Origin of the sequence: Actinomadura sp. NBRC 104412, from assembly GCF_030269515.1 — a bacterium.
In the GTDB taxonomy this organism is placed as follows: domain Bacteria; phylum Actinomycetota; class Actinomycetes; order Streptosporangiales; family Streptosporangiaceae; genus Spirillospora.
Genome location: NZ_BSTM01000011.1, coordinates 34,070 through 59,880, shown reverse-complemented (window position 1 = coordinate 59,880; position 25,811 = coordinate 34,070). Strand labels below are relative to the sequence as shown.

The following is a 25,811-nucleotide window of genomic DNA, read 5'->3' as shown; positions in this document are numbered from 1 at the left end:
CGCCGTTCCCACTCTCCCACCAGAAGGGCGCGCGGGGCGGGACTGGGCGGGCTACTTGACCAGGCGGAGGATCCACGGGTAGCGGAAGGGCGCACCCGTCAGGCCGACCACGGCGGCGACGGCCGCGACGGCCCAGCTCACCGCGTACACGATGGCGCCGATCCCGAACGTCACGATCGTCACGAGCAGCAGCGTCAGCTGGAAGTTCACCGCCTCCACCGCGTGCCGCCTGACGTACGCCGAACGCTTCCCGCTCGTCAGCATCAGGACCAGCGGGCCCACGAACAGCGTCGCGATGCCCGCGCCGTGCGCCAGTGCCGCCAGCATCCGGTCCTCGCCGGTGACGGACCCGGACGGCGGGCGGGCCACGCTCCTCACCGGAGCCAGGTCCCGCGTGACCGCGGCCAGATCGCCGCGGGTCTTGGACGTCATCGCCAGATGCATCCGCATGTCGAACTCGTCGTGCTCCAGGCGTCCCTCGGCGTACGCCTCCTGGAGCCGTTCCACGACCTGGTCCCGTTCGGCATCGGAAACGCGCAGCTCAGGTGCCGTGTATCCACCGTTCATGGCTCCATGGTGAACGCCCGCCCACCCTCGTCACCATCAGGGAAACCCCCCAACCGCCCCTGAGATGCCCCCCATCACCGGGACGATCCGCCTTCAGGGACGCCGGGAGCGGGCGCGCGGCAAGGCACCGGGCCTCAGCGATCGGTGTAGATCTTCCCCGGTACGAGCGGCCCGCCGAACAGCTCGGACACCGTGACGAAGAAGTACCCCTTGCGCGACAGCCGTTCGATGATGCGGGGAACGGCGGCGACGGTGCTCGGATGGATGTCGTGCATCAGCACGATGGCTCCCTTGCGGGCCTCATGCGACACCACGCGTGCGACGTTCCGCTTGTCACGGACCCGCCAGTCCAGCGGGTCCACCGACCACAGCACCTGCGCCAGCCCCAGCTCCCTGGTGATGGCGGCGACCCCCTTGTCGGTCGCCCCGTACGGCGGCCTCATCAGCGTGGGCGTCACCCCCGTGACGCGCCGGATCACCTCCTGGGTACGCCGCAGTTGGCGACGGACCGCCCGTTCGGACGGCCGGCGCAGATTCGGATGGGAGTACGAGTGGTTGGCCAGTTCATGGCCTTCCCTCGCCTCCCGGGCGACGATCTCGGGGTACCGCTCGACATTCTCGCCGACCAGGAAGAACGTGGCCCTCACTCGATGGGCGGCCAGCGTGTCCAGCAGCCGACCCGTCACAGGGGCCGGGCCGTCGTCGAAGGTGAGCGCGACACACTTCCTCGTCCGGCAGTCGACCGCCAAATCAACAGGATCAAGCGGCCTCGCCGGTACTTGGGCGGATTCAACGCTGACAACCCGGACGCCCGCACGACGCCCACGTTCGGTATTACCGGAGGGCGCGCTCTGCGTCGCAGTCGGCATGGACGCGGCAAGGCAGCCACAAATGGACATGCCCATGGCCACCGCCGATGAGCGCAGTGTCAAACCAGCCCACCGCCCTGCCATGAACGCTCCCCCGACCACGCCCATAGTTGATCTAGCCAGTCTAGGCAGGGGGCACCACAGCACCGTGGCCACGTCACGCCCGTGTCGCCGGGGAAACCCTTTTCGCCCGACATTCGTTATCGTCGTGTTCGCACAGTGACTCCGGAGGGGTTCCGGGGCGGCATCAGACGACGGGACGCACCATGAGGTTCCGGGACCGGTTCGGCCTTCGCAAGAAGCGCGGCTCCTCGGTGACCAGGCTCGACCGCGAGGCCACCGACGCCGACATCGAGGCGCTCATCGCGTTCGCGCGCAGCCGCCAGGGCGTGGAGTTCTTCGTCGAGCCCGAGACCTTCGCCACCGACACCACCGCCGTGGCCGTCGCCCACGACGGCGAGTGGACCCGGCGCCGTGTCGGGTCGCCCCAGGTCATCGCCAAGGTGGCACGCAATCTCGGCCTGCCCGTCTACGACGTACAACTCGTCGGCTACCCACCCCGCATGAGGGCCTGGAACGAACGCAACCGCGACCGCCGAATAGACCCCGGCTCCCCCGGCGAAGCCGTCCGCTCCTAAGCCCCGGCACCCCACCCCCGCACAACAACCACCCCCCAACAGCCCGAGGCCCCGTCCAACAGGCGACGCCCCGACTCTCCCGCCCCAACCTCCCCCGTCTCCCACTTTCCCCTGTCTCTTGAATCTCCCCTGTCCCCACAACCTCCCCTGCCCCCGCAACGTGGCACCCAGCCCGCTACGGGGGGCCACTACGGGAACCGTGAGGCGCCAACCGCGACCACCGTTGCGGCCTCCCACGGGCTGACCACGGGCTGAACTTGGCCGCCGTCTGCATCGGTGCTGCGAGCGCGAATCCGAGCGCTTCCTGGTCTTCGTCGGCATCGCCGCCACCCTCATCTGCCAGCGCCGGCTAACCATATGAAGGGGCGTCCAAGACGAAAGCGCTCCTAGATAGGAGACCGGCGGCCACGGCGTAGCCCGCCGGGCGGGTTTACGGGGGCCGGGGGGCCTGTCGTCTGGGCGTCATTCCCGCTCCTCTTCGGCGTAGATGTCGGCGAGTTCTTCGGGCGACATGCGGAGGCGTACTTCGGACGGCGGGACCCCGGCGTCGATGACGCTGCGGAGAAGCGCGGCCATCGAGTAGTCGGGCGACGCTCGATCGAGAGCCACGTTGGCCAGGCTCCCATCGCCTCCCACGTACGCGGCGTACGCCAGCAGGCAGGCGGGGGCGTCGGTGAAGCGCTCGTCGACCCGGCGCAGGATGTCGCGCCAGAAGCGGATGTCCTCCGTGGGGTCGTCCTCGTTGATGCGCACCCACGCCTCGTCCCGGACCCGCAGCTCGCGCAACGCGAACCCGAGCCAGGCGACCTCCTCGTCCCGTGGCGTCCTTCTCCGTCCGGCACCCGCGCTTCCGGGTTGGCGTGCCTGGTCGTATCCCGAGCTCGCCTTCCGACGTTCCCCGCTGAGCGGCGCAGCGTCCGTCAGTCCCGGGGCTTCGGGAGCGCGCTCCCCCGCGACCTGGGCTGGACGCTCCTCGCCCCAGGCCGCACATTCACCGGCGCGCTTCACGGCCTTGGCGGGATTGGCGAACCCCGCGGTCACGGCCGAGCCCGCATCCCTTGGGACGCGGGGTGCCGTGGGCTCCGCTTCGGCGGTGAGATCCGCGCCAGGCACCGGCGCCCCGGCTGGACGTTCCGAAGTCTCGGACGCGCGTCCAACGGCTCCGGCGGCGCGCTGCGGTGAGGCGTCTGGAGGACTCGCGGTCGTTGCCGTGGCCGGGCGCTTCCCACCTGACTTCGCGATCTCCTGAGAATGCGCCTCAGCCGATTCGTTGGGCTCGGCGGCGCCCTCCAGGGCGGCCCCCGCGGCATCGACAGGATGCCGGTCGACAGGTACTACCTGAGCCGCCGCGTCACCGGCGCGGACCGACGGAGCGCCCGCAGGACCCGCGGTCGTTGCCGTGGCCGGGCGCTTCCCACCTGACTTCGCGATCTCCTGAGAATGCGCCTCAGCGGAATCGTTGGGCTCGGCGGCGCCCTCCAGGGCGGCCCCCGCGGCATCGACAGGATGCCGGTCGACAGGTACTACCTGAGCCGCCGCGTCAATGGCGCGGGCCGACGGAGGACTCGCGGTTGTTGTGTTGGTGGGGTGTTCTTGGGTGGGTTCGGTGGTGTGGGTTTGTGGGGGGTAGTTCAGCAGGGTGGCGAGGAGGGTTAGGCCTTTGTGGATGAGGTGGTGGCGGTATTGGGAGGTGGGGAGGGTTTCTTTCCAGGTTTTCAGGTGGTCCTCTATTTTTTGGGTGGCTTGTTGCATTGTGGTGTGGGGTGGGCCGGTTTGGGGGGCTACCGTTCGGCGGAGTTCGGAGCGGTCGGCCAGGGCCACGTGGCCTGAGTAGGTGGCCTGGGCGGCTACGACACTGGTGGAGATGTCGCAGGGGCGGCCGTCGGCGTCCGGGGCGGTGAGGGACCACCAGTGGCCGTCGGTCACCCGGGCCGCGTCCGTCACCGCCATGCCGTGGTGAAGGAGGCGGGCGCCTGTGGTGGCGGCGGCCCTGTCCACTCGATCTTTGGGGCCGTAGCCGACTATCAGGGATTGGCGGAAGTGGTTGTCGGCCAGCATGGCGGCCACCCGTTCCGCGGGCTCGTGCGGGTCTTCGGATGGGAGGTCGATGCGGATGGCGCAGGTGTTGTGCGGGCCGTCGTAGCCGATCACGACGAGGCTCTCGACCGGGTGGAAGCCGAAGAGGTAGGGAATGGCGGCGATGGCGTCGGCGATGTTGCGGATGACCATGGGGGTCCGGCCAGGCGGCAGTTCGTTCATGTGTTCGACTGTGGCGGGCCGGGCGTCCGGTCGAAAGGGGGGTGGGAGCCTGTGGATAAACGGGGCCGAGGGTTACCTCTGAAATGTATCGATATTTTCGATTTGCCAGCGGCCGTTGCGGTGGACGGCGCCCACGGAGAACATCGTGGCCGAGTAGGCGGTCTGGTTCTTGTCCGTGCGGGTGCTGCGCTGGTCCGCGAAGATCAGCAGGCGGGCCCTGTCGCCGGTCAGCATGCGCACGCCGCTGTCGGTGACCGTGGTGGTGAGGATGAGGCGCTGCTCCGGCGCCTGCTTGCGCACCAGGGCGATCATCTCGTTGTACTGCTTGACGGCCTTGCCGGTCAGGAGCGTCTGCGCGGCCCGCTCGGTCTTGCCGACATCGGTGTAGTTGTACGAGAAGACCGTGTTGATGATGTCGGTGACCTGGCCTTTGAGCTCACTGGTGCGGGCGGTGTCGGTCAGGGCGGTGTTGCGTGCGCTCGCGGAGTCGTTCAGCGTGTGCGCCTGGCGGGCCGACCAGGCGGCCACGCAGCCGAGGATGATGGTGAGGACGGCCAGGGCGGCGGGGAGCCGTGGGTGCCGCCACACCGTGCCGAGCTTGGTCATCGTCGTCCCGCCTTTCACCCGGTCGCCCCTGCCGGTGCCTGTGCCAGCGCGCTCAGCTTCCAGCCCGTCGCGGTACGGGTGAGCTCTCCCATCAGCCGCGTCTTCTTGACGACCGGCTCCCCCTTGGGCGGGGTGACGGTGATCTGGACGCCCACGATCACGCTCGCCTTGCCCGCGTGCTGGTCCAGTTCGGTCACGGCCGCGTCCAGCACCTTGGCGGACGTGATGGTCTTGGCCTTCTTGACCTCCCGCTCGAACGCCGCCCGGCCCTGCACGATCTGCTGGTACAGCTCGCTGGTGGACGAGTCCTGCCACAGCTTGAGCCCCGTGTTCAGGTCCCGGTAGTCGAGGGTGTTGAGGTTCAGGACGGCCTGCTCCCCGGCGCGGAGGACCTCGTCGCGGGTCTCGGAGAAGCGGAGTGACTCGTCGTGCGCCGCCCCGTACCACGACCAGCCGAACCACGCGGCGCTCAGCAGCGCCAGCACCGCCAGGACGAGCGCGGCGGTCCGTCTGCTCGTGGGTTGCTCCTCCGGCTCCGCCGCCTCAGGTTCTTCCGGTTCCGCCTCCTCCTCCGTGTCGGCGGTCTCGGACTTCTCACTGTCCTCGGTCTCGTCCGGGGCTTCGTCCTCGGATTCGCCCAAGGTTTCGTCCGGGGTTTCGCTCGGCGCCTCGGGGGTCTCGGAGTCTTCGGGTTCATGCGGCTCGTCGGCCGGGGCTTCGGGAGCGTTCACGGTGGTGGGTTCCATTGGGCGCCTCTCAGCTCGACCGGATCTCGGCGATGCGCCATTGGCCGTCGCGGAGGTGGGCGGTCACGACAAGCTGGGCGGCGGCGGTGCCGCCCGCGGGCCGGCCGTTGCGGGTGCTCTGCTGGTCCAGGAAGGCCAGGAGGGTCGCGCTGTCGCCGGTCAGGCGGGTGACGCCGATCCGGACGACGCGGGTGGACAGGTCCAGCTTCTGATTCGGGGCCTGCTGTTTGACCTGGGGGAACAGGCCGCGGTACTGCTGGGCGGCGCGGCCTTCCAGCAGTTGGGCCGCGGTCCGTTCGGTGGTGGCGACGTCGCCGTGCCGGTACGAGAAGATCTTCACCAGCGCGTTGCTGACATCGCCGGTGACCTTGGTGGTGGCCTCGGCGTCCAGGAGGGCGCGGTTGGCGGACGGGACGGTGTCCCGCTGCTGCGTGGTCAGGGCCAGGACGGCGGCGCCCGCGAGCGCGAGGACCACGGCGAGGACGAGGGGGCGCCGGTGCGCTGCCATGGAACTCCTCACCTGGTGCCCGCCGGGAGTGAGGTCAGCGACTTGAGCTTCCAGCCCTCGGCGGTACGGGTCAAGGCGGCATCGTAGCGCCGTCTCTGGACGGTCGCCGCGGCTCCGGGACGGGTGATCTCGATCCGGACGGTGGCGATGACCCGGGCGGTGCCGGCGCGGCGGTCCAGGGCGGTGAGGGCGGCGTCGGAGACGGTGCCGGTGGCGCTGGTGCCGGAGCGCTGCACGGTCCGGCGGCTCTCGTCACGGGTGCGTCTCAGCTCGTCGTGCAGCGGACCGGTGGACGCGTCGAGCCAGCTTTGCAGTCCCTGGTCGATGCGCTTGGCGTCCATGGTGTTGAGCGCCGCGATCTGCTGCTTGGCGGCGATCACGACGCGGTCGCGGTCGCGGGCCATGTCCTGGGTCTCGCCCTGACGCAGGTCCCAGTACGTCCAGCAGGACCAGCCGAGGAAGACCGCGGCGGCCAGCACCAGGGCCCAGGCGAGCCGTGTGCCCCGGCGGCTCGGCTCGGCGGCCTCCTGTTCCGGCTGTTCTGAACGCTCTTCGTCCACCTTGACGGGGGCTTCCGTGGAGTTGCCGGTCATCGGTCCGCTCCCAGGCCGAGAAGGTCGCCCATGTCGGGTTGCCGCGCGTCCACGCCGGGGAGGCCGAGCGCACCGGGGAGGCCGGTGTCCGGGGCGGAGGTGAGGCCCACCAAGCCGGGGCGGGCCGGCTCGGGGACGCCGCCGCGCGGGGCGTTGGCCGCGCCACGGACGTTGACGCCGCTGCTCGCCGGCATGGTACACCGCGCACCGGTGTTGAGCGGCGGCCCGGCGGAGGTGTTGAGCCCGTTTCGGTACGTGGTGCCGCCGTACCCCTGGGTGCAGGGCAGCGGGTCGAAGAAGGTGGTGACGAGCCCGAAGCGGATCTTGCCGTCGTTCACCACGGTGGAGCCGATGGCCGTCACCTGCGGTAGCCGCACCATCAGTTCCTCCAGTCCGTTCACCCGGGTGACGGTGAGGTCGGACACGGTGAGGAGGTTGGCGATGACGACGGCGAAGCTGGGGTCGAGGTCGCGCAGCAGTCCTGCGATCTCCGAGCTCGCCTGGGGGGAGACCGCGATGAGCCTGCGCAGGTCGGCGTCGGAGGTGCGCAGTTGTTGCGCGAGGAGCCTGGAGCCGTCGGCGAACGCCTTGAGCGCGGCGGCCTCCTGGTTCTGCGTGCGCAGGGCGAGTTCGCCGTCGTGGATGAGCGTGCTGGTGGGACGGATGTTGGCGTCGGCGGCGCGGATGAAGATGTTCTGCGCGTCCATCAGCGCCTGAAGGTACGGCCCTTGCCCGTTGAACGCCCGGTAGAACTCATCTACGACGATCCGCAGCGACTCCAGCGGTACGGAGCCGGTGAAGTCCTTGGCGGACTTGAGCAGGTCGGTGACGGGCGCGGGCGTGGTGGTGACCGAGCGCGGTATCACCGTTCCGTCGCGGAGGTACGGGCCGCGGTTGTGCGAGGGACGCAGGTCCACGTACTGCTCGCCGACGGCGGAGAGGTTGGCGACGACCGCGCGCAGGTTCGACGGGATGGGCGGCGCCGAGTCGTTGATCTTCAGGTCGGCGACCACGCCGTCGTCGGTGAGATGCAGGTCGCCGACCCGGCCGACGGAGACGCCCCGGTAGGTGATGTTGGAGCCGGGGAACAGCCCGCCGGTCTCGGCGAGTTCGAGCTTGGCGACGTAGTAGCCGCGCAGGCCGATGTACCGGCCGAGGTCGGCGTACCGGGACCCGATGAACGCGATCACCGTCACCGAGATGACGAGGAACGCGAGGGTCCTGAGCCGCGTGCCGAGGGTGATCATCAGCCGCCTCCCTGTCCCGGGGTGAGCTCCGGCAGGATCCCCGCGCCGCCGGACGGGGTGCCCGAGTCGGGCGCGGTCGGGCTCGCGGACGGCGAGGGCGTGCCGGGGACGATCGGCGGTTCCACGACCGACGGCGTGTCGGCCGGTGGCAGCGGCAGCGTCGGGACGCCCCGCGCGTTGGACGCCGCCTCCGGGGGAGGCTCCTCGGCGTCCGTGAGCGACGGGATGAGCTGGGTGCCGGGCACGGCCGTCACCGACAGGTACACGTTGAGGTAGTCACCCTTGACCGCGTTCAGCACCTCGTCGGTGAACGGGTAGGTGAACAGCACTTCGAGCGACCGCGGCAGGTCCTTTCCGGCGTCGGCGAGCTTGCGCAGGATGGGGGCGAGGGCGCGCAGGTCGGCGACGAAGTCCTCCTTGGACGCGTTGATGGTGCGCACCGCGACGTCCGACAGTTCGTCGAACTGGCGCAGCAGCCGGATGAGGGCGCCGCGCTGTTCCTCCAGCACCTTGAGCCCCGGGCTGAGGTCGGTCAGCACCGTGTTGATCTTCTGGCGGCGGGTGGACAGGGTGGCCGACAGCCGGTTGAGGCCGTCCAGCGCGGCGACGATGTCGCTCTTCCCGGCGTCCAGGCTGGAGGTCAGCTCGTTGAGGCGGGAGAGCAGCGACTTGATCTGGGGCTCGTTGCCGGCGAGCGCCGCGTTGATCTCCCGGGAGATGGTCCGCAACTGCGGCAGCCCTCCGCCGTTGAGCAGCAGCGACAGCGCGCCGAGCACCTCTTCGACCTCGACGTTGCGGCCGGTCCGGGACGCGGGGATGCGCGACCCGTCGCGCAGCGTGCCGACGGCGCCCTGGGACGGCGCGGCGAGCTGAATGTACTTCTCGCCGAGCAGGCTGGACTGCTCCAGCCGTGCCGTGGCGTTGGCGGGCAGCCGCACCTTCCCGTTGAGGACGATGGTGACCTGCGCGGTCCAGCTGTTCACGGGCAGCGACACCTTGGACACCCGTCCCACCGCGACGTCGTTCACCTTCACGGCGGCCTGCGGGACGAGGTCGAGCACGTTGGTGAACTCGGCGGTGACGGTGTACGGGTCGTCGCCGAGGTCGGCGCCGCCGGGGAGGGGAAGGTCCTGGATCCCGGTGAACCCGCCCCCGCACCCGCTGAGGAACACGGTGGCGGCCGTGGCGACCGCCATCGCCGACGCCACGGAACGCCGCGAACGGAAAACCTGCCCGCGCTCGCGATGGCTCATGACCGGTCCCCCTTCCCCTTGGCGGGGGGCGTCCCGAACGTGTCGCCGGAGGCCGGCAGGGGCAGCGGCGGCAGGATCCCGGTGGCCGACCCTTCCTCGACCGGGGCGAGCGTCCCGGCCCGCTGCTTGTCGCACAGCGCGCCGATCGTCGGGTCGGTCCTGGCGGCGGTGCCGCACACGGGGTTGCCGGTGCCCTGGGTGATCGCGTCCAGGGCCGAGCGCGCCGCGGACACCCCGGAGTCCGGGAACATGCTGATCTCGTTGAGGTTGCCGCGTCCCATCAGCGTGCGGGTGGCGGGGTCGTAGCTGTTGACGAGGTTGGTGGCGGTGAGCGGCAGCACGTCGAACGCCTCGGCCAGCGAGTGCCGCTGGTCGACCAGCACCTGGGTGATGGACGCGAGCCTGTCGATGTCGGTCTTGAGCAGCGTCCTGTGGTCCCGGATGAACGTGCGGACCTGGGCGAGCGCCGCGGCCAGCTCGCGCAGCGCGGCGCCCAGCTCGTCGCGGTCGGCGGCCAGGAACCCGGTGACGTCGGCGAGCTGCCGTTCGGCCATCCGCACCTGCGCGTCGTTGTTCTTGATCATTGTGGTGAACTTCTGCAGGTTGGAGATGGTCGCGAACAGGTCGTCGCTGGAGTCCGCCAGCGTCCGGCCGGCCTGGCCGAACTGCGCGATCGTGTCGTTGAGCGCTTCACCGTTGCCCTGCAAGTTGTCCGCCCCGACCTGCAACGCGCGGGACAGGGCGCCCTGGCGGTTGACCCCCTTGGGGCCGAGGTCCCCTGCGATGCGTTTGAGGCTGTCGTAGAGCTGGTCGAGTTCGACGGGCGTCTGCGTGCGCTCCACCGGGATCACGGCTCCGTCCCGCATCTGCGCTCCGCCGGTGTAGGCGGGGGCGAGCTGGACGTAGCGGTCGGCGACCACGCTGGGCGCGATCACGACGGCCCGCGCGTCGGCCGGCACGGGCACCTTCCGGTCCAGGACGAGCCGGGTGCGGACCCGGGTGCCGATCGGGGTGACCTCGGTGACGGTGCCGACCTTGACGCCGAGGACGCGCACGTCCGACCCCTTGTACAGGCCGACGGCCGCGGCGAAATGCGCCTCGACGCGCCTGCCGACCGGCCCTCCGGCGACCGCCCACAGGGCCACGGCCATCAGGACCAGGGCGAGCACCAGCGCGATGACGGTACGGCGGCGTTCGCGCCACACGCGCCTGCGCATGGACATCTCCATCATCGGCCTGCACCTCCGGAAGTGGTGCCGGGCCTGGGCGGCATGCAGCCGGTCTCAGGCTGCGCACCCGGTGCCGTGTACTCCTTGGGGACGACCCCGCACAGGTATCCGTCCATCCAGCGTCCGTTGCCGAGCGCGTTGCCGAGCAGGCGGTTGTAGGGGCCTGCCACCGCGAGGGCGCGGTTGAGGTTGTCCTGGTTGCGCTGGAGGACGTCGGCGACGCGTTCGAGGGACCGGAGTGCGGGGCCGAGCTGGGCCTGGTTGTCGGCGACCAGCCCGTTCAGTTCCCGTGCGAGTGACTGCGCCCCGACCAGCAGCCCGTGGATGGCCTCGCGGCGGCGTCGCAGCTCGGCCAGCAGCAGGTTGCCGTCCTGGAGCAGGCGGGCGAACTCCCCGCTCTGCTCGGCGAGGACGCTGGTGACGCGGCGGGCGTTGGCCAGCAGCCGCGCGAGCTGCGCGTCCCGGCTGGAGATGGTCCGTGACAGCGCGGACAGCCCGTCCAGGGCCTTGCGGACGTTGGGCGCGGTGTTGGTGAACGTGTCCGCGATCGTTTCCAGGCTTTGCGCGACCGTGACGGTGTCGAGCCGGTCGAGGGTGCCCGACAGCTCCTGGAACGCCTGCGTCACGTCGTACGGCGACACGGTACGGCCGACCGGGATGCGCTGGCCGGGGTCCTGCGCCGCGGGTCCCAGCGGGTCCACGGCCAGGTACTTGTCGCCCAGCAACGTCTTGATCATGATGGCGGCGGTGCTGCGGTTCCCGATCCAGGTGTCCCGGACCCGGAAGCTCACCTTGACCTTGTTGCCGTCGAGTTCCACGCCGGTGACCTCGCCGACCTTGACGCCGGCGACGCGCACCTCGTCGTCGGGACGCAGCCCGGCGGCCTCGCTGAAGTCGGCGGTGTAGGTGGTGCCGCCGCCGATCACCGGGAGGTCGTCGGCGCGGTAGGCCACCAGGGACAGCGCGAGGATGATCGCGAGTCCGACCACGGCGACGGCGATGGGGTTGCGTTCCCGGACCGGCTTGCGCAGCAGCGGCCCGCGCGTCCTGGTGCGCTTCGCGGCGGAGGGCTCCCGCGTGGCCTTCATGCCGGGAATGAGGCTCTGCTCGGGAGGTTCGGTCATTGCGGCCTCCCGCATCTCGCGATCGACTCGTCCTTGATCGGGACGCCGGTGGGCGGGTCGCTGCCGTCGTTGTAGGTGACGCCGTTGACCGTGGCCTGGCACATGTAGAGGTTCAGCCACGACCCGTACGAGCCGAGCCGGGCGATGGTGGTGCTCTTCTCCGGCAGGGTTCGCAGGAAGCGGTCCAGGGTCGGCGACTCTTCGGCCAGGTTGCCCGTCAGGCGGCCGAGGTTGGTGATGCTGTCCTTGAGCGGCGCGCGCCCCACCTTCAGCAGGTCGGCGGTGCTGTTGGTCAGCTCCGACATGGCCTGGATGGCCTGGCCGAGCGGTTCGCGGTCGGCGGCGAGCCCGGTGGTGAGCCTGCGCAGGGTGACGATGAGGTCGGCGAGCTGGTCGCTGCGCGCGTTGATGGTCTCCAGCACGTCGTTGAGGTTGTCGATGACCTGCCCGATGACCTGGTCGCGGCTGGCCAGGGTGCTGGTGAGGGACGCGACGGTGCGCAGCAGCGAGTCCATCGTGGGCCCCTCGCCCTGGAGCACCTGGATGATCTCACCGGCGAGCTGGTTGACGTCGGTGGGCGACAGCGCCTGGAACAGCGGCTTGAACCCGTTGAACAACTGGGTCAGGTTCAGCGCGGGCGTCGTCTGCCGGATCGGGATGGTGCCGCCGCGCGGCAGCACCTCGCCGGGCGGCCCGGTGCCGCGGTCCAGCTCGATGAACCGCTGCCCGACCAGGTTGAGGTACTTGATGGTGGCGGTGGTGGACGCCGGCAGCTTGCGCCCGGTCTGCACGGTGAACCGCACGCGCGCCTGCCGCCTGTTCACCACGTCGATGTCGGTGACCTGCCCGATCCGCACGCCCGCGATCCGGATGCTGTCGCCCTCGATCAGCCCGGTCACATCGGCGAAGATCGCGTTGTAGCGGTCGGCGCCGCCGACGCCGGTGTTGGCGACACTGATGGCCAGGACGGCGGTGGCGGTCACCGTCACGACGACGAACAGCGCCGACTTGATCAGGGGCCCGCCCAGGCCCTTGACGTTCATCCTCACTTGAGGTTCACCTCCGCCCCCCGGTAGATCGGGCCGACCAGGACGCTGCTCCAGTCGGGCAGCGCCGTCGGCACCTCCTGAAGGGACGGCGCCACCAGCTCGTTCACCAGCGTGTTCTCCTGCGGCGAGTTGGGCAGCCCCAGCCCGCCGGGCGGGACGGCGACCGGTGCGGTCTGGTCCGGCTGCGCGGCCAGGGGCCGCGTGCCACCCGAGGGGTCGAACGGAACCGGGTAGCAGCGCGGCCCGCCGGTCGCCGTGTAACGCGGCGTGTCACGTCCGGGGATGTAGCGTCCCTTGGACGGGACGACCTTGACGTCGACCCGCAGGCCGGGACGCCCCGTCCCCTTGCCGAGCAGCCGGTCCATCTCTGGCATGAAGTCGTTCAGCATCGAGAACACGCAGGGGAACTGCGGCGAGTACCGGGCCAGCACCTCCAGTGACGGCCTGCTCCGGTCGGACAGCCTGATGAGGTTGCCGGAGTTCTGCCGCAGGAACGTGGTCAGGTCCTCGGTGCCCGCCGTGACGGTGGAGTACAGCTCGCTGAGGTTGCGGCGCTGGTCGACGACGGTACGGCTGGTGTTGCTGAAGTCGTACAGCGCGTCGAGGATGTCGGGGGTGGCCTCGCTGTAGTGGTGGGTGAACGCGACCAGTTCGTGGATGTTGCGGTTGAGCGTGGGCAGGTCGGGGTTGAACTTCTTCAGGTAGGCGTCCAGCCGCACCAGGGTTTCGCCCAGGTCCTCTCCCCGTCCCTCCAGGGCCTGCGCCATCGCGGTGAGCGTCGCCGACAGCTTCGCCGGCTGGACGGAGTTGAGCAGCGGCAGGGTGTTGTTCAGGACCTCCTGGAGCTCCACCGCGTTGGCCGTACGGTCCTCGCTGATCACCGAGCCGGCGGTGAGGCGGGCCGGGGACGGTTGCGCGGGCGGGATCAGCGCGACGAACCGCTGCCCGAACAGCGTGGTCGGCAGCATCTGGGCGGTCACGTTCGCCGGGATCCGCGGCACGGACTCGGGTTTGAGCGCCAGCGTGAGCCGGGCGCCGGAGCCGTCCGCCTCGATCTCCCGCACCTCGCCGACGACCACGCCGCGCAGCTTGACGTCGGCCTGCGGGTGCATCTCGTTGCCGACCGAGCCGGTGCGCAGCGTGACCATGGCGGCCTCGGTGAACCGCTTCTGGTAGATCGCCACGGACAGCCACACCAGCAGGGCGGGGACCAGCAGGAACACCACGCCCTGCAGCCGCAGCAGCAGTGTCGCCATCGGGCCTTCGTGTCTCATCGCATGCTCACCCCGCGACCTTGACGGTGGTGGTGGCGCCCCAGATGGCCAGGCTGAGGAAGAAGTCGGTGACGCTGATCAGGACGATCGCGGTGCGCACCGCGCGGCCGACCGCGACGCCCACCCCCGCGGGGCCGCCGGACGCGCGGTAGCCGTAGTAGCAGTGCGCGAGGATCACCATCACGCTGAAGATCAGCACTTTGAGGAACGACAGCACCACGTCCGTCGGGGACAGGAACACGTTGAAGTAGTGGTCGTAGGTCCCCGCGGACTGCCCGTTCACCCAGATCGTCACCTGTCGGGAGGCGAGGTAGGAGCTGAGCAGCCCGACCCCGTACAGCGGGATGATCGCGGCGGTGCCGGCGATGATCCGGGTGGTGACCAGGTAGGGCAGCGACGGGACGCCCATGCCCTCCAGCGCGTCGACCTCCTCGTTGATCCGCATCGCGCCGAGCTGGGCGGTGAAGCCCGCGCCGACCGTGGCCGACAGCGCCAGCCCGGCCACCAGCGGGGCGATCTCGCGGGTGTTGAAGTAGGCCGAGACGAACCCGGTGAACGCCGAGGTGCCGATCTGGTTGAGCGCCGCGTACCCCTGGAGCCCGACGACGACGCCGGTGAACAGCGTCATCGCGAACATCACGCCGACCGTCCCGCCGATCACCGCGAGCGCGCCGGAGCCGAACGCGACCTCGCCGAGCAGCCGCTGCACCTCTTTGAGGTAGCGGCGTAGCGCGCGGGGCGTCCACAGCAGCGCGCGGACGTAGAAGCCGAGCTGGTCGCCGGGCTTGTCGAGCCAGGCGAACCAGGAGCCGGGACGGCGCAGCCTGGAGGAGGTGGAGGCCATCGCGTCACGACCCCTTCGGCGGCACGACCTGGAGGTAGATCGCGGTCAGCACCAGGTTGACGAAGAACAGCAGCAGGAAGGTGATCACCACGGACTGGTTGACCGCGTCCCCGACGCCCTTGGGCCCGCTGCCGGGGTTGAGGCCCCGGTAGGCCGCCACGACACCGGCGATGAAGCCGAAGATCAGCGCCTTCAGCTCGCTGATATAGAGGTCGGGCAGTTGTGCGAGCGCGGAGAACGAGGCCAGGTAGGCGCCGGGCGTGCCGCCCTGCATGACGACGTTGAAGAAGTAGCCGCCCATCACGCCGACCACCGAGACCAGGCCGTTGAGCAGCACGGCGACCAGCATGGCCGCCAGGACCCGGGGGACGATCAGCCGCTGGATCGGCGAGACGCTCATGACCTCCATGGCGTCCATCTCCTCGCGGATGGTCCGCGAGCCGATGTCGGCGCAGATCGCCGAGCCGCCCGCCCCGGAGATCAGCAGCGCCACGATGATCGGGCTGGCCTGCTGGATCACCGCGAGCACGCTGGCGCCGCCGGTGAACGACTGCGCGCCGAGCTGCCGTGCCAGCGACCCGACCTGCAACGCGATCACGGCGCCGAACGGGATGGACACCAGGGCGGTCGGCAGGATCGTCACCGAGGCGATGAACCAGAACTGCTCGATCAGCTCCCGGACCTGGAACGGGCGCCGGAACATCTGCCGCAGCACGGTGGCGCCGAGCGCGAACAGCCGGCCGGTCTCGCGCAGCGCGCCCGTGCCGGGGATCGGGGCGCTGGGCGGCGCGGTCACAGCGACGCCCCTCTGCGGCGTGGCAGCAGACTGGTCACGATCGCCTCCTGCGCGGGCGGCGGCAGCGTCGGCAGCATGGACATCACCCGTTCCCTGCGGCGCGCGACCGCCTTGCGCTCGGGCATTCCCGGGCTGGGTTCGAGCTGCGGGACGATCTCCGGGACGCGGGTGCGCGGGAGCTGGAGCGCGGCCTCGGCGGCGAGCGTGGCGGCGTCCTTCTCCTCGCTCATCCCGATCGGGCCCTGCCGGGAGCCCCGCAGGAACTGCGCGACCACCGGCTCGTCGCTGGTCAGCAGCACCTCCCTGGGCCCGAAGGTGACCAGGTCGCGGCGGAACAGCATGCCGATGTTGTCCGGGACGGTGGACGCGATCTCGATGTTGTGCGTGACGATCAGCATCGTCGCGTCGATCCGCGCGTTCAGGTCGATCAGCAGTTGTGACAGGTAGGCGGTGCGGACCGGGTCGAGGCCGGAGTCCGGCTCGTCGCACAGGATGATCTGCGGGTCCATCACCAGCGCGCGGGCCAGGCCGGCGCGCTTGCGCATGCCGCCGGAGATCTGGCCCGGGAGCTTGCGTTCCTGGCCGGCCAGACCCACCATCTCCATCCTTTCCAGGACGATCCGGCGGATCTCCGACTCCTTCTTGCGGGTGTGCTCGCGCAGCGGGAACGCGATGTTGTCGAACAGGTTCATCGACCCGAACAGCGCGCCGTCCTGGAACATCAGCCCGAACAGGCGGCGCGTCTCGTAGATCTTGCGCTCGGGGTCGTTGACCATGTCGACGCCGTTGATGAGCACCCGGCCGCGCTCGGGCTTGAGCAGCCCGATCAGTGACTTGAGGAAGACCGTCTTGCCGGTGCCGGACGGGCCGAGCAGCACGCTGACCTCACCGGCGGGCAGGGTCAGCGACACGTCCCGCCAGATGGTCTGCCGCCCGAAGGACTTGGTCAGCCCTTCGACGACGACTTCGAGTCCCATTCGACGAAATCCATTCCGCAGAAGCCGAACATCGATCTTTTGAAACCGGCCCTGAATAGCGACCGCCATCGAGGTTGCGACATCGGTCGCTACTGGCCGGTACGTTACTTCCGGCGCACAGCGGGGCGCAAGTAATCCACGCGGATGAATTCCCGCCCGAGGCATCGTTGTCACCGAATGACAATCGCTACCGAACGGTTTGTCTCCGAGTGCGCGTCCGGCGGTGGCACGGTGCATCTGCACAGGTCACGGGATGGTATCGGGAAATGCACAAAAGGACCTGTCAACCCCTTGACATGAATATGCCGTCATCGAATGCCGCCGCACAGAACGGTCCAGCGGCGGCTTTGATCGTTCCCTTAATGGATTGCCGAACGCCACGTCCCCCGCGTGCTGCTAGGATCATGCGCATGAACTTCTTCTTCCTGCGTTAGGGATCCGCCGGCGAGGCGAGGAGCCCCCGTCGCCGGCGATGCGGGACCGGCAGGCCGCCCGTCCCGGGTCCTGACGTGGGAGAAGAAGATCATCATGCGCATGGTGGCGCGTTGCGTCCGCGGGCTCGAATCCCTTCTGGCCACCGAGATCCTCCGGTACGAGGTCGGCACCGTCACCCGGATCGGGCATCGCGAGGTGCGGTTCCGCACCGGGTCGTCCCCGGCCGGCACGGCGGGGCTGCGCACGGCGGACGACGCCTTCCTGCTGGTCGCTCGCATGCCCGACATCGGCCCGTCCAGGGCGGCGGTCGCCGGGCTCACCGAACTTGCCGCCTCGGCCGACCTGCGCCACGTCCCCGCCACGCGGGGCGTGGAGGTGTCCGCATCCTTCCTGGGACGGCGCAGGTTCAACCGGTACGACGCAGAGGACGCCGTGGGCCGGGCCTTGGCGGCACGCCTGGGCGCCTCGTACCACTCACGGCGGGACGGCGGCCAGCCACCGCCGGGCTGTCAGGGGTGGCGGCTCACCTTGGACGGGACTCACGCCATCCTCATGCTGCGCGTCTCGGAGCGGCCCCTGCATCGCCGCCCGTACAAGCGCAGCACCATCCCTGGCACGCTGCACCCACCGGTGGCCGCCGCCATGGCACTGCTGGCCGACATCCAGCCAGGCCAGGTCGTGGCCGACCCATGCTGTGGTGCGGGCACACCCCTCATCGAGGCGGCCAGTCTGCACCCGGACGCTCGGTTCCAAGGCTTCGACACGGCAACCGTCGCGTTGCGAGCAGCACGCGAGAACGCGCGGGGGCTACCGATCGTCCTTCGCCGAGGGGACGCGGGCGGCCTTCCTCTTGGGGACGCGAGCGTGGACAGGGTCATCACCAACCCGCCCTGGGGCGCACAGGTCAATCCCTCCGGTCTGCTCGCCCGCAACCCGCACCGCTTCTGGACGGAGCTGCGCCGCGTCCTCGCGCCCAAGGGAGCCGCGGTCGTCCTCATCCCCGACCCGGGTGCTCTGGCGTCCGCGATACGCGAGGGTCTGACACCCGTCCACTTGCAGCAGATCAGGCTTGCGGGGACCCACTCACATCTCGTCCGGCTGCACCGGCCGTGAGGGGTGGGGCTGGTCGGGGTGCTTGCGGGTGTACGTCGGCTCGGGGTGCTCGGTGAAGCCGAGGGACCGGTAGAGCGGGATCCCGAACTCCGTGGCGTGCAGGTCGACGCGGTCGAGGCCACAAGCGTCGAACCAAGCCAGCAGATCCTTCATGATCGCGCGGGCGTGGCCGCGGTGCCGGTGGGCCGGGTCGGTGATGACGCCGAAGATGTAGCCGACGCGGCCCGTCCGGTTGTACGGGGACGGAAGGCGCTGGTCGATGACGCCCATCCCGCACGCGATGGGCCCGGCGGCGCCGTCGCCGACCACGGCGATCCGCGTGTCGTCCGCGGCGAGCCGTTCCTTGAGCGCGGCGGCGCAGGCGTCCCGCCACCCGTCCTCGAAGGGCGCCTCGCCGAAGTCGTTCCTCAGCTCGGCGAACATCTGCCCGCGAAGCCGCACCAGCCCGGGGATGTCCTCAACGGTCGCCTCTCGCACCTCCGACATGCCAACACCCTACGTCCGGCCTCCGGGCGACCGCCGCGCCGGAATACTCGGGCATGTCCCAGGTGGGCACGCCTTGCCGCGCGTGGCAGCCGACCGAGGAGACCGCGACCATCGTGGCGGCGCCGCCGAAGAAGAGCAGCGTCAGCATCGTCTCCGACCCCGCCAGTCCGGCGAGCACGGCCCACACGCTAACGATCACGATCAGGGACGCGAGGACGGTGGAGGGGCGCGCCTGCGCCACCACAGCGGCAGCGCCCGCCCGATGATCGCGGCCATGGCGAGGGCCGCCGGGCACGGCTGCCTGGGGAGGCGTCCCGCGCAGTACGGAAGCCGAGCAGCACGCAAGTCGTTGGAGGACGTTGACGTGGGGAGGCCGAGCAGACGGCGCCGGTCTTGCTGGACACGTCCGGAGCGGCGGCGTCGATGGCTGCGGGTCGCGGGCTTCGGCGTCGCGGGGGCCTGCGGGATGTCCATGGCGGTCGTGGCGGTCAGCCTGATGGGGAGGACCCGTCCGCCACCACAAGCACTCCGGACGCGCGACGCACGCTGCTGGGCCTCGGATGAGCACGCGGGATCTACCCCGGATCTCCACAGGACGGCCACCACTCGCGGCCGGTCGCCTGCGTCCAATGAGGCATGCGCGTGAAGATGATCCTTCCGGCACTGACCGAGGCGACCTCTCCGTTCTTCCGTCCGATCAAGTATTCGCTGTTCCCGCCGCTGGGACTGGCCACGCTCGCCGGCTACCTCGACCCCGACGACGAGGTCACGGTGACCGACGAGCACGTGCAGAAGGTCGACACCTCCGACGAGCCCGACCTGGTCGTGATCCAGGTCTACATCACCTCGGCGCGGCGCGCGTACGAGCTGGCCGACCTGTACCGGAGCCGCGGCGCGTACGTCTGCCTCGGCGGGCTGCACGTGACCTCGCTTCCGGACGAGGCGGCCCGGCACGCGGACACGATCTTCTGCGGTCCCGGCGAGGACACCTGGCCCCGCTTCCTCGCCGACTTCCGCGCGGGGCGTCCGGCGCCACGGTACGAGTCGTCCGAACGCACGCTCGCGGGCCTGCCGCCGATCCGCCGCGACCTCATCGCCCGCGAGCGGTACCTGGTGCCGAACTCGATCGTGGTGTCGCGCGGCTGCCCGCACGTGTGCGACTTCTGCTACAAGGAGGCGTTCTTCGAGGGCGGCAAGTCGTTCTACACGCAGACCGTCGACGCCGCGCTCGCCGAGATCGAACGGCTTCCGGGCCGCCATCTCTACTTCCTGGACGACCATCTGTTCGGCAACGCCCGCTTCGCGTCCGCCCTGTTCGACGGGATGCGCGGGATGGGACGGCTCTGGCAGGCCGCCGGGACGGTGCAGGCGGTGCTGCGACCCGGGCTCCTGGAGAAGGCCGTGGAGTCGGGGCTGCGCAGCCTGTTCGTCGGCTTCGAGACGGTCAACGCGGGCAACCTCACCGAGCAGCGCAAATGGCAGAACATCGACCGCGACTACGGCGCGGTCGTCCGCAGGCTGCACGACAACGGCGTGATGGTGAACGGCAGCTTCGTCTTCGGAATGGACGAGGACGACCCGGGCGTCTTCGACCGCACGGTCGAATGGGCGATCGGCCAGGGGATCGAGACCGCCACCTTCCACATCCTGACCCCGTACCCCGGCACGCGCCTCTATGACCGCATGGCGAAGGCGGACCGGATCCTGCATTCCGACTGGGACCGGTACGACACCCGGACCGTCGTCTTCAAACCCGCGAAGATGACCGCGCGCCAGTTGGAGGACGGATACTGGCGCGCGTACCGCGACTTCTACCGCTGGGGCTCGATATTCCGCGGCGCCGCGACCAAGCCGACGTTACGCGGAAAGGCGAGGCACGCCGCGTACGCGGGCGGCTGGAAGAAGTTCGAGCCCGCCTGGGACCTGGTCATCCGCGCCAAAAGAGCGGGCCGCGCCCTGCCGTTGCTGGAATCCATCCTGGCCGGGTTCGGCACATATCGCGCCGAACGTCGAGAACCAGCGAAAACGGCGAGCCCTGCTCTATAAGATCACTTACATGGGCCGCTCCTGCATCAAGCCCTTCGTGATCGTCACGGCCGCGGCCTGGCTTGCTGACACTTCTCCCGCCGATCCGGAAAAGCCACGGCGCCGGAAGCCTCCGCTGCGAGGATTTCGGCCCCGATGGGTTCTGCCCGACGGAACTGCTGGTGGACCGGCTGGCCGGTGCCGATGTCCTGGTCGCGGTCCTGATCGCGCCGACGCTGGTCCTGTTCGCCCTCGCCGGGGAAGGGCGGCGCTGGTCGATCGCGCGGGCCGCCTGGGTGGTCTTCCTCGGCCTGTACTGGCGGTGATCCTGATCATCGGGCTACTCACGTTGACGGCGGCGGATTACGTCGCCCGCTGACCGTCAGAGGTCATCGGTCGGGATGCCGCAAGCGTCCAGGAGGGCACTCGGAAGGTCCTGCTTCTTACTCCCGGGACTGATGTAGACGGCCCTTCCACCCGGCGGGAGCGCACTCAGCTTGGCGGCCATCTGATCGAGTTCGGCGGCGATCTCATTCGCCGCCCGCCGCCCGTACTGCGGGTCGCGACTCCAACTGGAGCCGTCGATGTCCTTGGCCGCGGCGCGGATCTCGGAGGCGGCGTTCCTGAACGCCTTCGCGTGGTCCGCGGAATACCGGCTGTGGCCGAGGCTCTTCTTCTCCAGCGAGCCCAGCTCGTGGCTGATACGCCCGCACGGATCCGCCGAGTACCTGAGGTCGGTGGCCAGACCGCACCCGGAGGAGGCGAGAAGCGCACCACAGATGGCGAGCGCACCGGCCGGCTTGGCGACAGAATCGATCATGAAGATCCTCTCCAGCCCCGCATCGCGATTCCCCGCCCTCCACAATGATCACTTTGACGCCCCATTCCGGCACGAGGTTCCCGTAATGGAGGCCGAATCAAGTCCCTTCCGAGCGGCCCATGGCGCACCGGGCCCACACCCACTTGCCGCCGTTGGGGTCGCGGGTCACCCCGCACGAGGTCGAGAGCGCCTGGACGAGCGCGAGCCCCCAGCCGCCGTTGTCGTCGAAGCTCTCCTCGGAAAGATTCAGGTCGTCGAGGCTGAGCTCGGCGACCGGCCGGGGCTCGGGCATGCGGGCGCTGGAGTCCCACACTGCGAAGAAGATCCCCTGTCCGTCCCGCCCGATCTGGAGGACGATCTTCTCGCCGGGGGTCACCTCGGCCGCGTTGGTGACCAGCTCGCTGACGATAAGAAGTGCATCGTTAAGAATGGCGGAATAGTCCCATTTGCGAAGCCGAGCGCCCGCAAGCGCCCGCGCCACCCCTATCACCGCAGGTGAACCCGGCATAGAGAAGATCAATTCATCAGCCTTCGTCGCACCCATGTCCTCTCCTGGCGCTGGTTCCGGGTTCTCGGCGATAAGGATCACTGCATCGCTCTAAACTTTCCCTGTACTCAGCCAAACTGGAAACAGGAGGAAACGTGCCCATCGTCCGCGAGCCCCTCGACCCGAAGATCTCCATGTGGCACTTCTTGGCTGTACTCATGCGCTTCTGGAGGGAGAAGACGGGGCTGTCACTCACCCAGTGCGGGGAGATCATCGGCGCAGCTCGATCCACTGTTTCCAACATGGAGGCAGGCAGGCGGCGCCCCAGCGACGATCAAGTACGTCTTCTCGATCGGACATATGGGACGGGCATCCTATTTCAGGTATTGCTCTGGTTTGCCCGAATGGCTCATGACCCTGATTGGGGCCGCCAGGTCGATCAATATGAGAAGGAAGCTCTCTCGATCAAGACCTACCACGGCCAAGTCGTGCCTCTGGCGCTGCAGACGGACGACTACACTCACGCCTGCATCAAAGCGAGCAAGTTCAAGGACGTGGAGGGTATTACGGCCCTTCGCCTCGCCAAGAAGCAGGCTTACTGGGAGAAGGAAGAGGAGCTGCTCACCTGGACGCTGATCGATGAGGCGGTGCTGGCCCGTCCGGTCGGAGGCAAGCAAGTCATGAGAAAGCAGCTGGAGCACCTGCTGGAGAAGGCCGCCCTCCCTCACGTGAGCCTCCGAGTGGTCCCCTTCTCCTCGGGCGAGCACGTGGGGGTCGATGGATCGGTCCAGATCCTCACGTTGGAAGACCGCGATGTCGCATACTCTGGCGCTCAGAACGGCGGACGCTTGATCGAGACACCTCGCGAAGTGCGCGAGTTGTCCCATATCTTGGACCGTATCGGCGTGAAGGCGGCATCCGAGGAAGCCTCACGCCAGATCATCGAACGATACTTGGAGACGTACTCATGATCGTGCAGTGGCGCAAGAGTTCGTACACCGGCGGTATCAACGACAATCAGTGCGTTGAGCTGGCTCCTCTCAAGCAGGGTGTCGGCATCCGGGACTCCAAAAACCCGGAGGCCGGCCACCTCACCCTCACACCCGCCGAGTTCGGCACCCTCCTGAACTGGATCAAGCGGCAAGTGGAGTCATCCTAATGACTGAGCGATGGCGGAAGAGCACACACAGCGGCGGTGTCGACGACCAGCACTGCGTTGAGCTGGCACGTCTTGAGCAGGGGGTCGGAGTCAGAGACTCCAAGCACCCGGAAACTGGGCACATCACCCTCACGTCCATGGAGTTCAGCGCCCTCGTGAGCTGGATCAGGCGCCAGGAACCGTAGGCATGACCGTCCAATGGCGGAAGAGCTCCTATAGCGGCGGCGCAAACGACGACGTATGCGTTGAGCTGGGTCGTCTTGCACAGGGAGTCGGGATCAGGGACTCCAAGGACCCAGATGCCGGGCATCTCACCCTCACGCCTTCCGCGTTCGGCACCCTGGTGAGCTGGATCAGGCAGCATCAGGAGTCATGGCGATGAACGTTCGGTGGCGGAAGAGCAGGTACAGCAGCGGTGTCAACGACCAGCACTGCGTTGAGCTGGGCCGTCTTGAGGAGGGCATCGGGGTGAGGGACTCCAAAGACCCGGATGCCGACCACCTCACCCTCACACCCGCCGAGTTCGCAACCCTCGTTCGTTCGATCAAGCGGCACGGGGAGCGGTAGCCATGACCGTCCAATGGCGGAAGAGAGGCTCGCATGCTCCTCGTCGTCCTGACGCCGGGCCAAGGACATGACCGTCAGGCGCAGGCGATCGTGGTGGCTCCGCGGAACGCTGACCACCGTCGGCCATGGTGCTCGCCCCACTCTGACCTGCATCGACGCGGTTGTCCGGTCGACGCCGGGGCGAACCGGAACCCGGAGCGATCCGTGTAGGCAGTGAATGGTCTGCCGGGTGCACCTTGCTCCCTGCCAGGGGCACGACCAGGAGAAAGGTGGTACCGACATGAGGTTGCGAGGACTACGGCCGAGAACCGTAAGCGCGTTCCTGGTGGCCGTGACCGCCGCCGCGGTCGTCTCTGTGGGCGCCCCCGCCGCGGCCGACGAGGTTCCGGTGTGGAACGGCTTCGGACGTGGCCTGACGGCCCAACGCGCCATCGAGAAGGCGATCGACGACGTCGAGATCATGGCCAGCTCGGAAGGGCTCTTCGACTGTGAGCTCGTGGCGGAGCCCATCGTCTGGCCGCCCGACCGCTCGAAGGGCGAGACCTCCTTCACCGCGGGCGTGGACATGATCTGCGTGTGACCTCAGACCGCGCGCCCCAGCCCAGCCGGGCTGGGGCGCGTTCCCATTTGGCGCCTGGGGCGGGTCGCCCGACTTGTCGTCCGGCGGCACAGCCTGAGTTGAGGTTGCGGCGGGCGGTCCAAGGCGTGTTCGCCACTGGGGAGGCAGCGCGAGAGCTGGCGCGAGCAAGCGCCCGCACCCGTGACGGGTGTGCTCACGTTCGCTGTCATTGGATTGCTCATCGGCGGCTGGCAGGCCCGCTCGGCCTGGGACGCGGTCATACGCACCCCATCGTCCCGTTCCGCTGGTCGCAACTACGTGTTACAGGTCAGCGGATTCGCTTCCTTCAGGTGTTCGCGGCCGGGGATACCGGCCCTCGACCTCCTCTTCTGGGCGTCGCTGGAGGTCATCGCCCAGGCGTGGGACAGGCGCGCGGCATCCGGACCGGAATGGTTGTCAGGAATGCCGACCACCTCTGCGCATTCATCCCGGCACCCGCCAGCGAACCTGATCCCGCACCCACGCCCAGTTCGGCATCGGCGACCGGTAATGAGGGCATGGTGTCCAACACCTTCAGCGGCGGGTTCGCCCAGGTGCCAGTGGTGATGGGACGCAACCCCCGATCACCTTTCTCCTCGCACCCCGCGCAGCAGCAAGATCACCGATTGGGTGTTGATCGATCCGGCGGTGCCAGGTCGTGACAGAAACATGGTGCTGCCCGCACACTGCCGCTGGCACTGCCGGCGGCCTTGCCCGACTCACATGCCGTGAACGAGTTTCTGCACCGCACACGCCTTGCCCATCCGATTCACCGTCCTTGCTCGTCAGGCCCGCCTTCGTGACTGCTCACTCGGTGACAATCACTCCTCGCAGGATTGCCACTTGTGAATATTGCCGTGGGTCGGCCCGATGAGTCAGGCTACGAAGGTCCAATCGGATTTTCGATGGAGTGAGGACGGCCCACCCCATGAAGTGCTCCAGCCATGCGGTCAAATGGGCGGTGGCGGCGGTCGCCGCGTGGCTGGTTCTGGTCTCCTGCGGCGGGTCCTCCGGCGAGGACGGCGCAGGTGCGGCGCCGCCGACGGCGTCGGGCACGCCGAACGCCGCCGTTTCGTCGCCCTCGGCCAGTCCCTCCGCTCAGCCGACGCCGGGCACTCCGGCCCCACGCAATGGGCGGCCTTCCGGTCAGTCGAGCCGCCCGGCTGCTCGGACCACTATCAAGAAGGTGCTGTCGGACTGCATGCGTGAGCATGGCGTCGTGCTGCCGACCGACGGATCGGTCTGGTCGCCGTCCCCTGGGGCCGACACCGCCAAGGCCCAGGCCGCGCTCAAGGAATGTCTGAAGAGCCTTGCCCCGATGTCGCGTGCTCAGCCGGGTAACTGAACGTCCGCTGGACGTGAGAATGGCGGAGTGACTTGGCGACGCTCCTCCAGTGGCGCAGAAGTTTCTCAAAGCCTGCGTCGAGCTGGGCGTCGTGAGCCAGGCATCGGGGTAAGGGACTCCAGGACCCGGAGGCGTACCCAGTTCAGGGAGTCGTTGTGATGAACGAGCGGCGGCGCAAAAGCACTCACAGCGGCGGT

General features: G+C 69.0%; 31 protein-coding genes. 11 read left to right on the top strand and 20 right to left on the bottom strand.

The features are described 5' to 3' along the window. Positions 1–51: 51 nt before the first annotated feature. Positions 52–567, bottom strand: coding sequence for a DUF1707 and DUF4870 domain-containing protein (locus QSK21_RS16040; RefSeq protein ID WP_285696630.1), 516 nt, complete (start codon positions 565–567; stop codon positions 52–54). Positions 568–701: 134 nt separating this feature from the next. After that, on the bottom strand, positions 702–1,316 hold the full coding sequence (locus QSK21_RS16035; RefSeq protein ID WP_285696628.1) for a polysaccharide deacetylase family protein: 615 nt from the start codon (positions 1,314–1,316) through the stop codon (positions 702–704). Between the two features lie 386 nt (positions 1,317–1,702). On the opposite strand from QSK21_RS16035, the gene QSK21_RS16030 reads away from it, so the two are divergent. After that, positions 1,703–2,074: a hypothetical protein gene (locus tag QSK21_RS16030; protein WP_285696627.1), complete on the top strand. Its 372-nt coding sequence runs from the start codon at positions 1,703–1,705 to the stop codon at positions 2,072–2,074. 462 nt (positions 2,075–2,536) lie between these two features. Here the strand turns inward: QSK21_RS16030 and QSK21_RS16020 are convergent, their stop codons facing one another. The 14 genes from QSK21_RS16020 to QSK21_RS15955 all read right to left on the bottom strand — a co-directional run bounded on the left by QSK21_RS16020 (position 2,537) and on the right by QSK21_RS15955 (position 16,579). Then, positions 2,537–4,333 (bottom strand): DUF4192 domain-containing protein, encoded by a 1,797-nt coding sequence (locus QSK21_RS16020; RefSeq protein ID WP_285696625.1) that lies wholly within the window; start codon positions 4,331–4,333, stop codon positions 2,537–2,539. A gap of 72 nt (positions 4,334–4,405) precedes the next feature. Continuing rightward, entirely contained in the window at positions 4,406–4,939 is a 534-nt protein-coding gene (locus QSK21_RS16015; RefSeq protein ID WP_285696624.1) for a hypothetical protein, read from the bottom strand. A gap of 14 nt (positions 4,940–4,953) precedes the next feature. After that, the gene (locus tag QSK21_RS16010; RefSeq protein ID WP_285696622.1) at positions 4,954–5,685 is read right to left on the bottom strand and encodes an Rv1363c family protein; all 732 of its coding nucleotides are present in this window, start codon (positions 5,683–5,685) and stop codon (positions 4,954–4,956) included. Positions 5,686–5,695: 10 nt separating this feature from the next. Further along, a complete protein-coding gene (locus QSK21_RS16005) occupies positions 5,696–6,193 on the bottom strand; it encodes a hypothetical protein (protein WP_285696620.1) in 498 nt (165 codons plus the stop codon). A gap of 8 nt (positions 6,194–6,201) precedes the next feature. Further along, positions 6,202–6,786 carry an Rv1363c family protein gene (locus QSK21_RS16000; RefSeq protein ID WP_285696619.1) on the bottom strand — a complete coding sequence of 195 codons (585 nt, stop codon included), beginning with the start codon at positions 6,784–6,786 and terminating at the stop codon, positions 6,202–6,204. Continuing rightward, positions 6,783–8,033, bottom strand: a complete 1,251-nt coding sequence (locus QSK21_RS15995) for an MCE family protein (RefSeq protein ID WP_285696617.1) — start codon at positions 8,031–8,033, stop codon at positions 6,783–6,785. Before QSK21_RS15995 ends, QSK21_RS16000 begins: the two co-directional genes overlap by 4 nt. Continuing rightward, positions 8,033–9,286: an MCE family protein gene (locus QSK21_RS15990; protein ID WP_285696615.1), complete on the bottom strand. Its 1,254-nt coding sequence runs from the start codon at positions 9,284–9,286 to the stop codon at positions 8,033–8,035. The genes QSK21_RS15995 and QSK21_RS15990 overlap by 1 nt, the downstream gene beginning before the upstream one ends. Then, positions 9,283–10,503, bottom strand: a complete 1,221-nt coding sequence (locus QSK21_RS15985) for an MCE family protein (RefSeq protein ID WP_285696614.1) — start codon at positions 10,501–10,503, stop codon at positions 9,283–9,285. Before QSK21_RS15985 ends, QSK21_RS15990 begins: the two co-directional genes overlap by 4 nt. Before the next feature lie 11 nt (positions 10,504–10,514). Continuing rightward, the gene (locus QSK21_RS15980; RefSeq protein ID WP_285696612.1) at positions 10,515–11,639 is read right to left on the bottom strand and encodes an MCE family protein; all 1,125 of its coding nucleotides are present in this window, start codon (positions 11,637–11,639) and stop codon (positions 10,515–10,517) included. Continuing rightward, positions 11,636–12,682, bottom strand: a complete 1,047-nt coding sequence (locus QSK21_RS15975) for an MCE family protein (RefSeq protein ID WP_285696804.1) — start codon at positions 12,680–12,682, stop codon at positions 11,636–11,638. The genes QSK21_RS15980 and QSK21_RS15975 overlap by 4 nt, the downstream gene beginning before the upstream one ends. Before the next feature lie 2 nt (positions 12,683–12,684). Next, positions 12,685–13,944 carry an MCE family protein gene (locus tag QSK21_RS15970; RefSeq protein ID WP_285696611.1) on the bottom strand — a complete coding sequence of 420 codons (1,260 nt, stop codon included), beginning with the start codon at positions 13,942–13,944 and terminating at the stop codon, positions 12,685–12,687. Positions 13,945–13,969: 25 nt separating this feature from the next. Further along, complete coding sequence (locus tag QSK21_RS15965; protein ID WP_285696609.1) at positions 13,970–14,806, bottom strand: MlaE family ABC transporter permease; 837 nt, start codon at positions 14,804–14,806, stop codon at positions 13,970–13,972. Positions 14,807–14,810: 4 nt separating this feature from the next. Then, complete coding sequence (locus QSK21_RS15960; protein WP_502871567.1) at positions 14,811–15,602, bottom strand: MlaE family ABC transporter permease; 792 nt, start codon at positions 15,600–15,602, stop codon at positions 14,811–14,813. Continuing rightward, on the bottom strand, positions 15,599–16,579 hold the full coding sequence (locus QSK21_RS15955) for an ABC transporter ATP-binding protein (protein ID WP_285696607.1): 981 nt from the start codon (positions 16,577–16,579) through the stop codon (positions 15,599–15,601). The genes QSK21_RS15960 and QSK21_RS15955 overlap by 4 nt, the downstream gene beginning before the upstream one ends. 528 nt (positions 16,580–17,107) lie before the next feature. Here QSK21_RS15955 and QSK21_RS15950 point away from each other — a divergent pair. After that, positions 17,108–18,127: a methyltransferase domain-containing protein gene (locus QSK21_RS15950; protein ID WP_285696606.1), complete on the top strand. Its 1,020-nt coding sequence runs from the start codon at positions 17,108–17,110 to the stop codon at positions 18,125–18,127. Here QSK21_RS15950 and QSK21_RS15945 read toward each other — a convergent pair. Together QSK21_RS15945 and QSK21_RS15940 are read right to left on the bottom strand one after the other, a co-directional pair. After that, entirely contained in the window at positions 18,098–18,613 is a 516-nt protein-coding gene (locus QSK21_RS15945; protein WP_285696605.1) for a GNAT family N-acetyltransferase, read from the bottom strand. The genes QSK21_RS15950 and QSK21_RS15945 overlap by 30 nt on opposite strands. Then, a complete protein-coding gene (locus QSK21_RS15940) occupies positions 18,585–18,812 on the bottom strand; it encodes a hypothetical protein (protein WP_285696604.1) in 228 nt (75 codons plus the stop codon). Before QSK21_RS15940 ends, QSK21_RS15945 begins: the two co-directional genes overlap by 29 nt. A 437-nt stretch (positions 18,813–19,249) precedes the next feature. Here QSK21_RS15940 and QSK21_RS15935 point away from each other — a divergent pair, with 437 nt between their 5' ends. Both QSK21_RS15935 and QSK21_RS15930 read left to right on the top strand, forming a co-directional pair. Beyond that, positions 19,250–20,659 (top strand): B12-binding domain-containing radical SAM protein, encoded by a 1,410-nt coding sequence (locus tag QSK21_RS15935; RefSeq protein ID WP_285696603.1) that lies wholly within the window; start codon positions 19,250–19,252, stop codon positions 20,657–20,659. 62 nt (positions 20,660–20,721) lie between these two features. Continuing rightward, positions 20,722–20,964: a hypothetical protein gene (locus QSK21_RS15930; protein WP_285696602.1), complete on the top strand. Its 243-nt coding sequence runs from the start codon at positions 20,722–20,724 to the stop codon at positions 20,962–20,964. A gap of 56 nt (positions 20,965–21,020) precedes the next feature. On the opposite strand, the gene QSK21_RS15925 is transcribed toward QSK21_RS15930, so the two are convergent. Both QSK21_RS15925 and QSK21_RS15920 read right to left on the bottom strand, forming a co-directional pair. Further along, entirely contained in the window at positions 21,021–21,458 is a 438-nt protein-coding gene (locus QSK21_RS15925) for a hypothetical protein (RefSeq protein ID WP_285696601.1), read from the bottom strand. Positions 21,459–21,555: 97 nt separating this feature from the next. After that, a complete protein-coding gene (locus QSK21_RS15920; protein WP_285696600.1) occupies positions 21,556–22,002 on the bottom strand; it encodes an ATP-binding protein in 447 nt (148 codons plus the stop codon). A gap of 98 nt (positions 22,003–22,100) precedes the next feature. Here QSK21_RS15920 and QSK21_RS15915 point away from each other — a divergent pair, with 98 nt between their 5' ends. The 7 genes from QSK21_RS15915 (at position 22,101) to QSK21_RS15885 (ending at position 25,614) form a co-directional block, all read left to right on the top strand. Then, positions 22,101–22,916: a helix-turn-helix domain-containing protein gene (locus QSK21_RS15915; RefSeq protein ID WP_285696599.1), complete on the top strand. Its 816-nt coding sequence runs from the start codon at positions 22,101–22,103 to the stop codon at positions 22,914–22,916. Then, complete coding sequence (locus tag QSK21_RS15910) at positions 22,913–23,104, top strand: DUF397 domain-containing protein (protein ID WP_285696598.1); 192 nt, start codon at positions 22,913–22,915, stop codon at positions 23,102–23,104. The genes QSK21_RS15915 and QSK21_RS15910 overlap by 4 nt, the downstream gene beginning before the upstream one ends. Continuing rightward, positions 23,104–23,289 carry a DUF397 domain-containing protein gene (locus QSK21_RS15905; RefSeq protein ID WP_285696597.1) on the top strand — a complete coding sequence of 62 codons (186 nt, stop codon included), beginning with the start codon at positions 23,104–23,106 and terminating at the stop codon, positions 23,287–23,289. Before QSK21_RS15910 ends, QSK21_RS15905 begins: the two co-directional genes overlap by 1 nt. Before the next feature lie 2 nt (positions 23,290–23,291). Continuing rightward, positions 23,292–23,486, top strand: a complete 195-nt coding sequence (locus tag QSK21_RS15900; protein ID WP_285696596.1) for a DUF397 domain-containing protein — start codon at positions 23,292–23,294, stop codon at positions 23,484–23,486. Then, a complete protein-coding gene (locus QSK21_RS15895) occupies positions 23,483–23,671 on the top strand; it encodes a DUF397 domain-containing protein (RefSeq protein WP_285696595.1) in 189 nt (62 codons plus the stop codon). Before QSK21_RS15900 ends, QSK21_RS15895 begins: the two co-directional genes overlap by 4 nt. Before the next feature lie 280 nt (positions 23,672–23,951). Next, positions 23,952–24,251: a hypothetical protein gene (locus tag QSK21_RS15890; RefSeq protein ID WP_285696594.1), complete on the top strand. Its 300-nt coding sequence runs from the start codon at positions 23,952–23,954 to the stop codon at positions 24,249–24,251. A gap of 946 nt (positions 24,252–25,197) precedes the next feature. After that, entirely contained in the window at positions 25,198–25,614 is a 417-nt protein-coding gene (locus QSK21_RS15885) for a hypothetical protein (RefSeq protein WP_285696593.1), read from the top strand. Positions 25,615–25,811 lie beyond the last annotated feature (197 nt).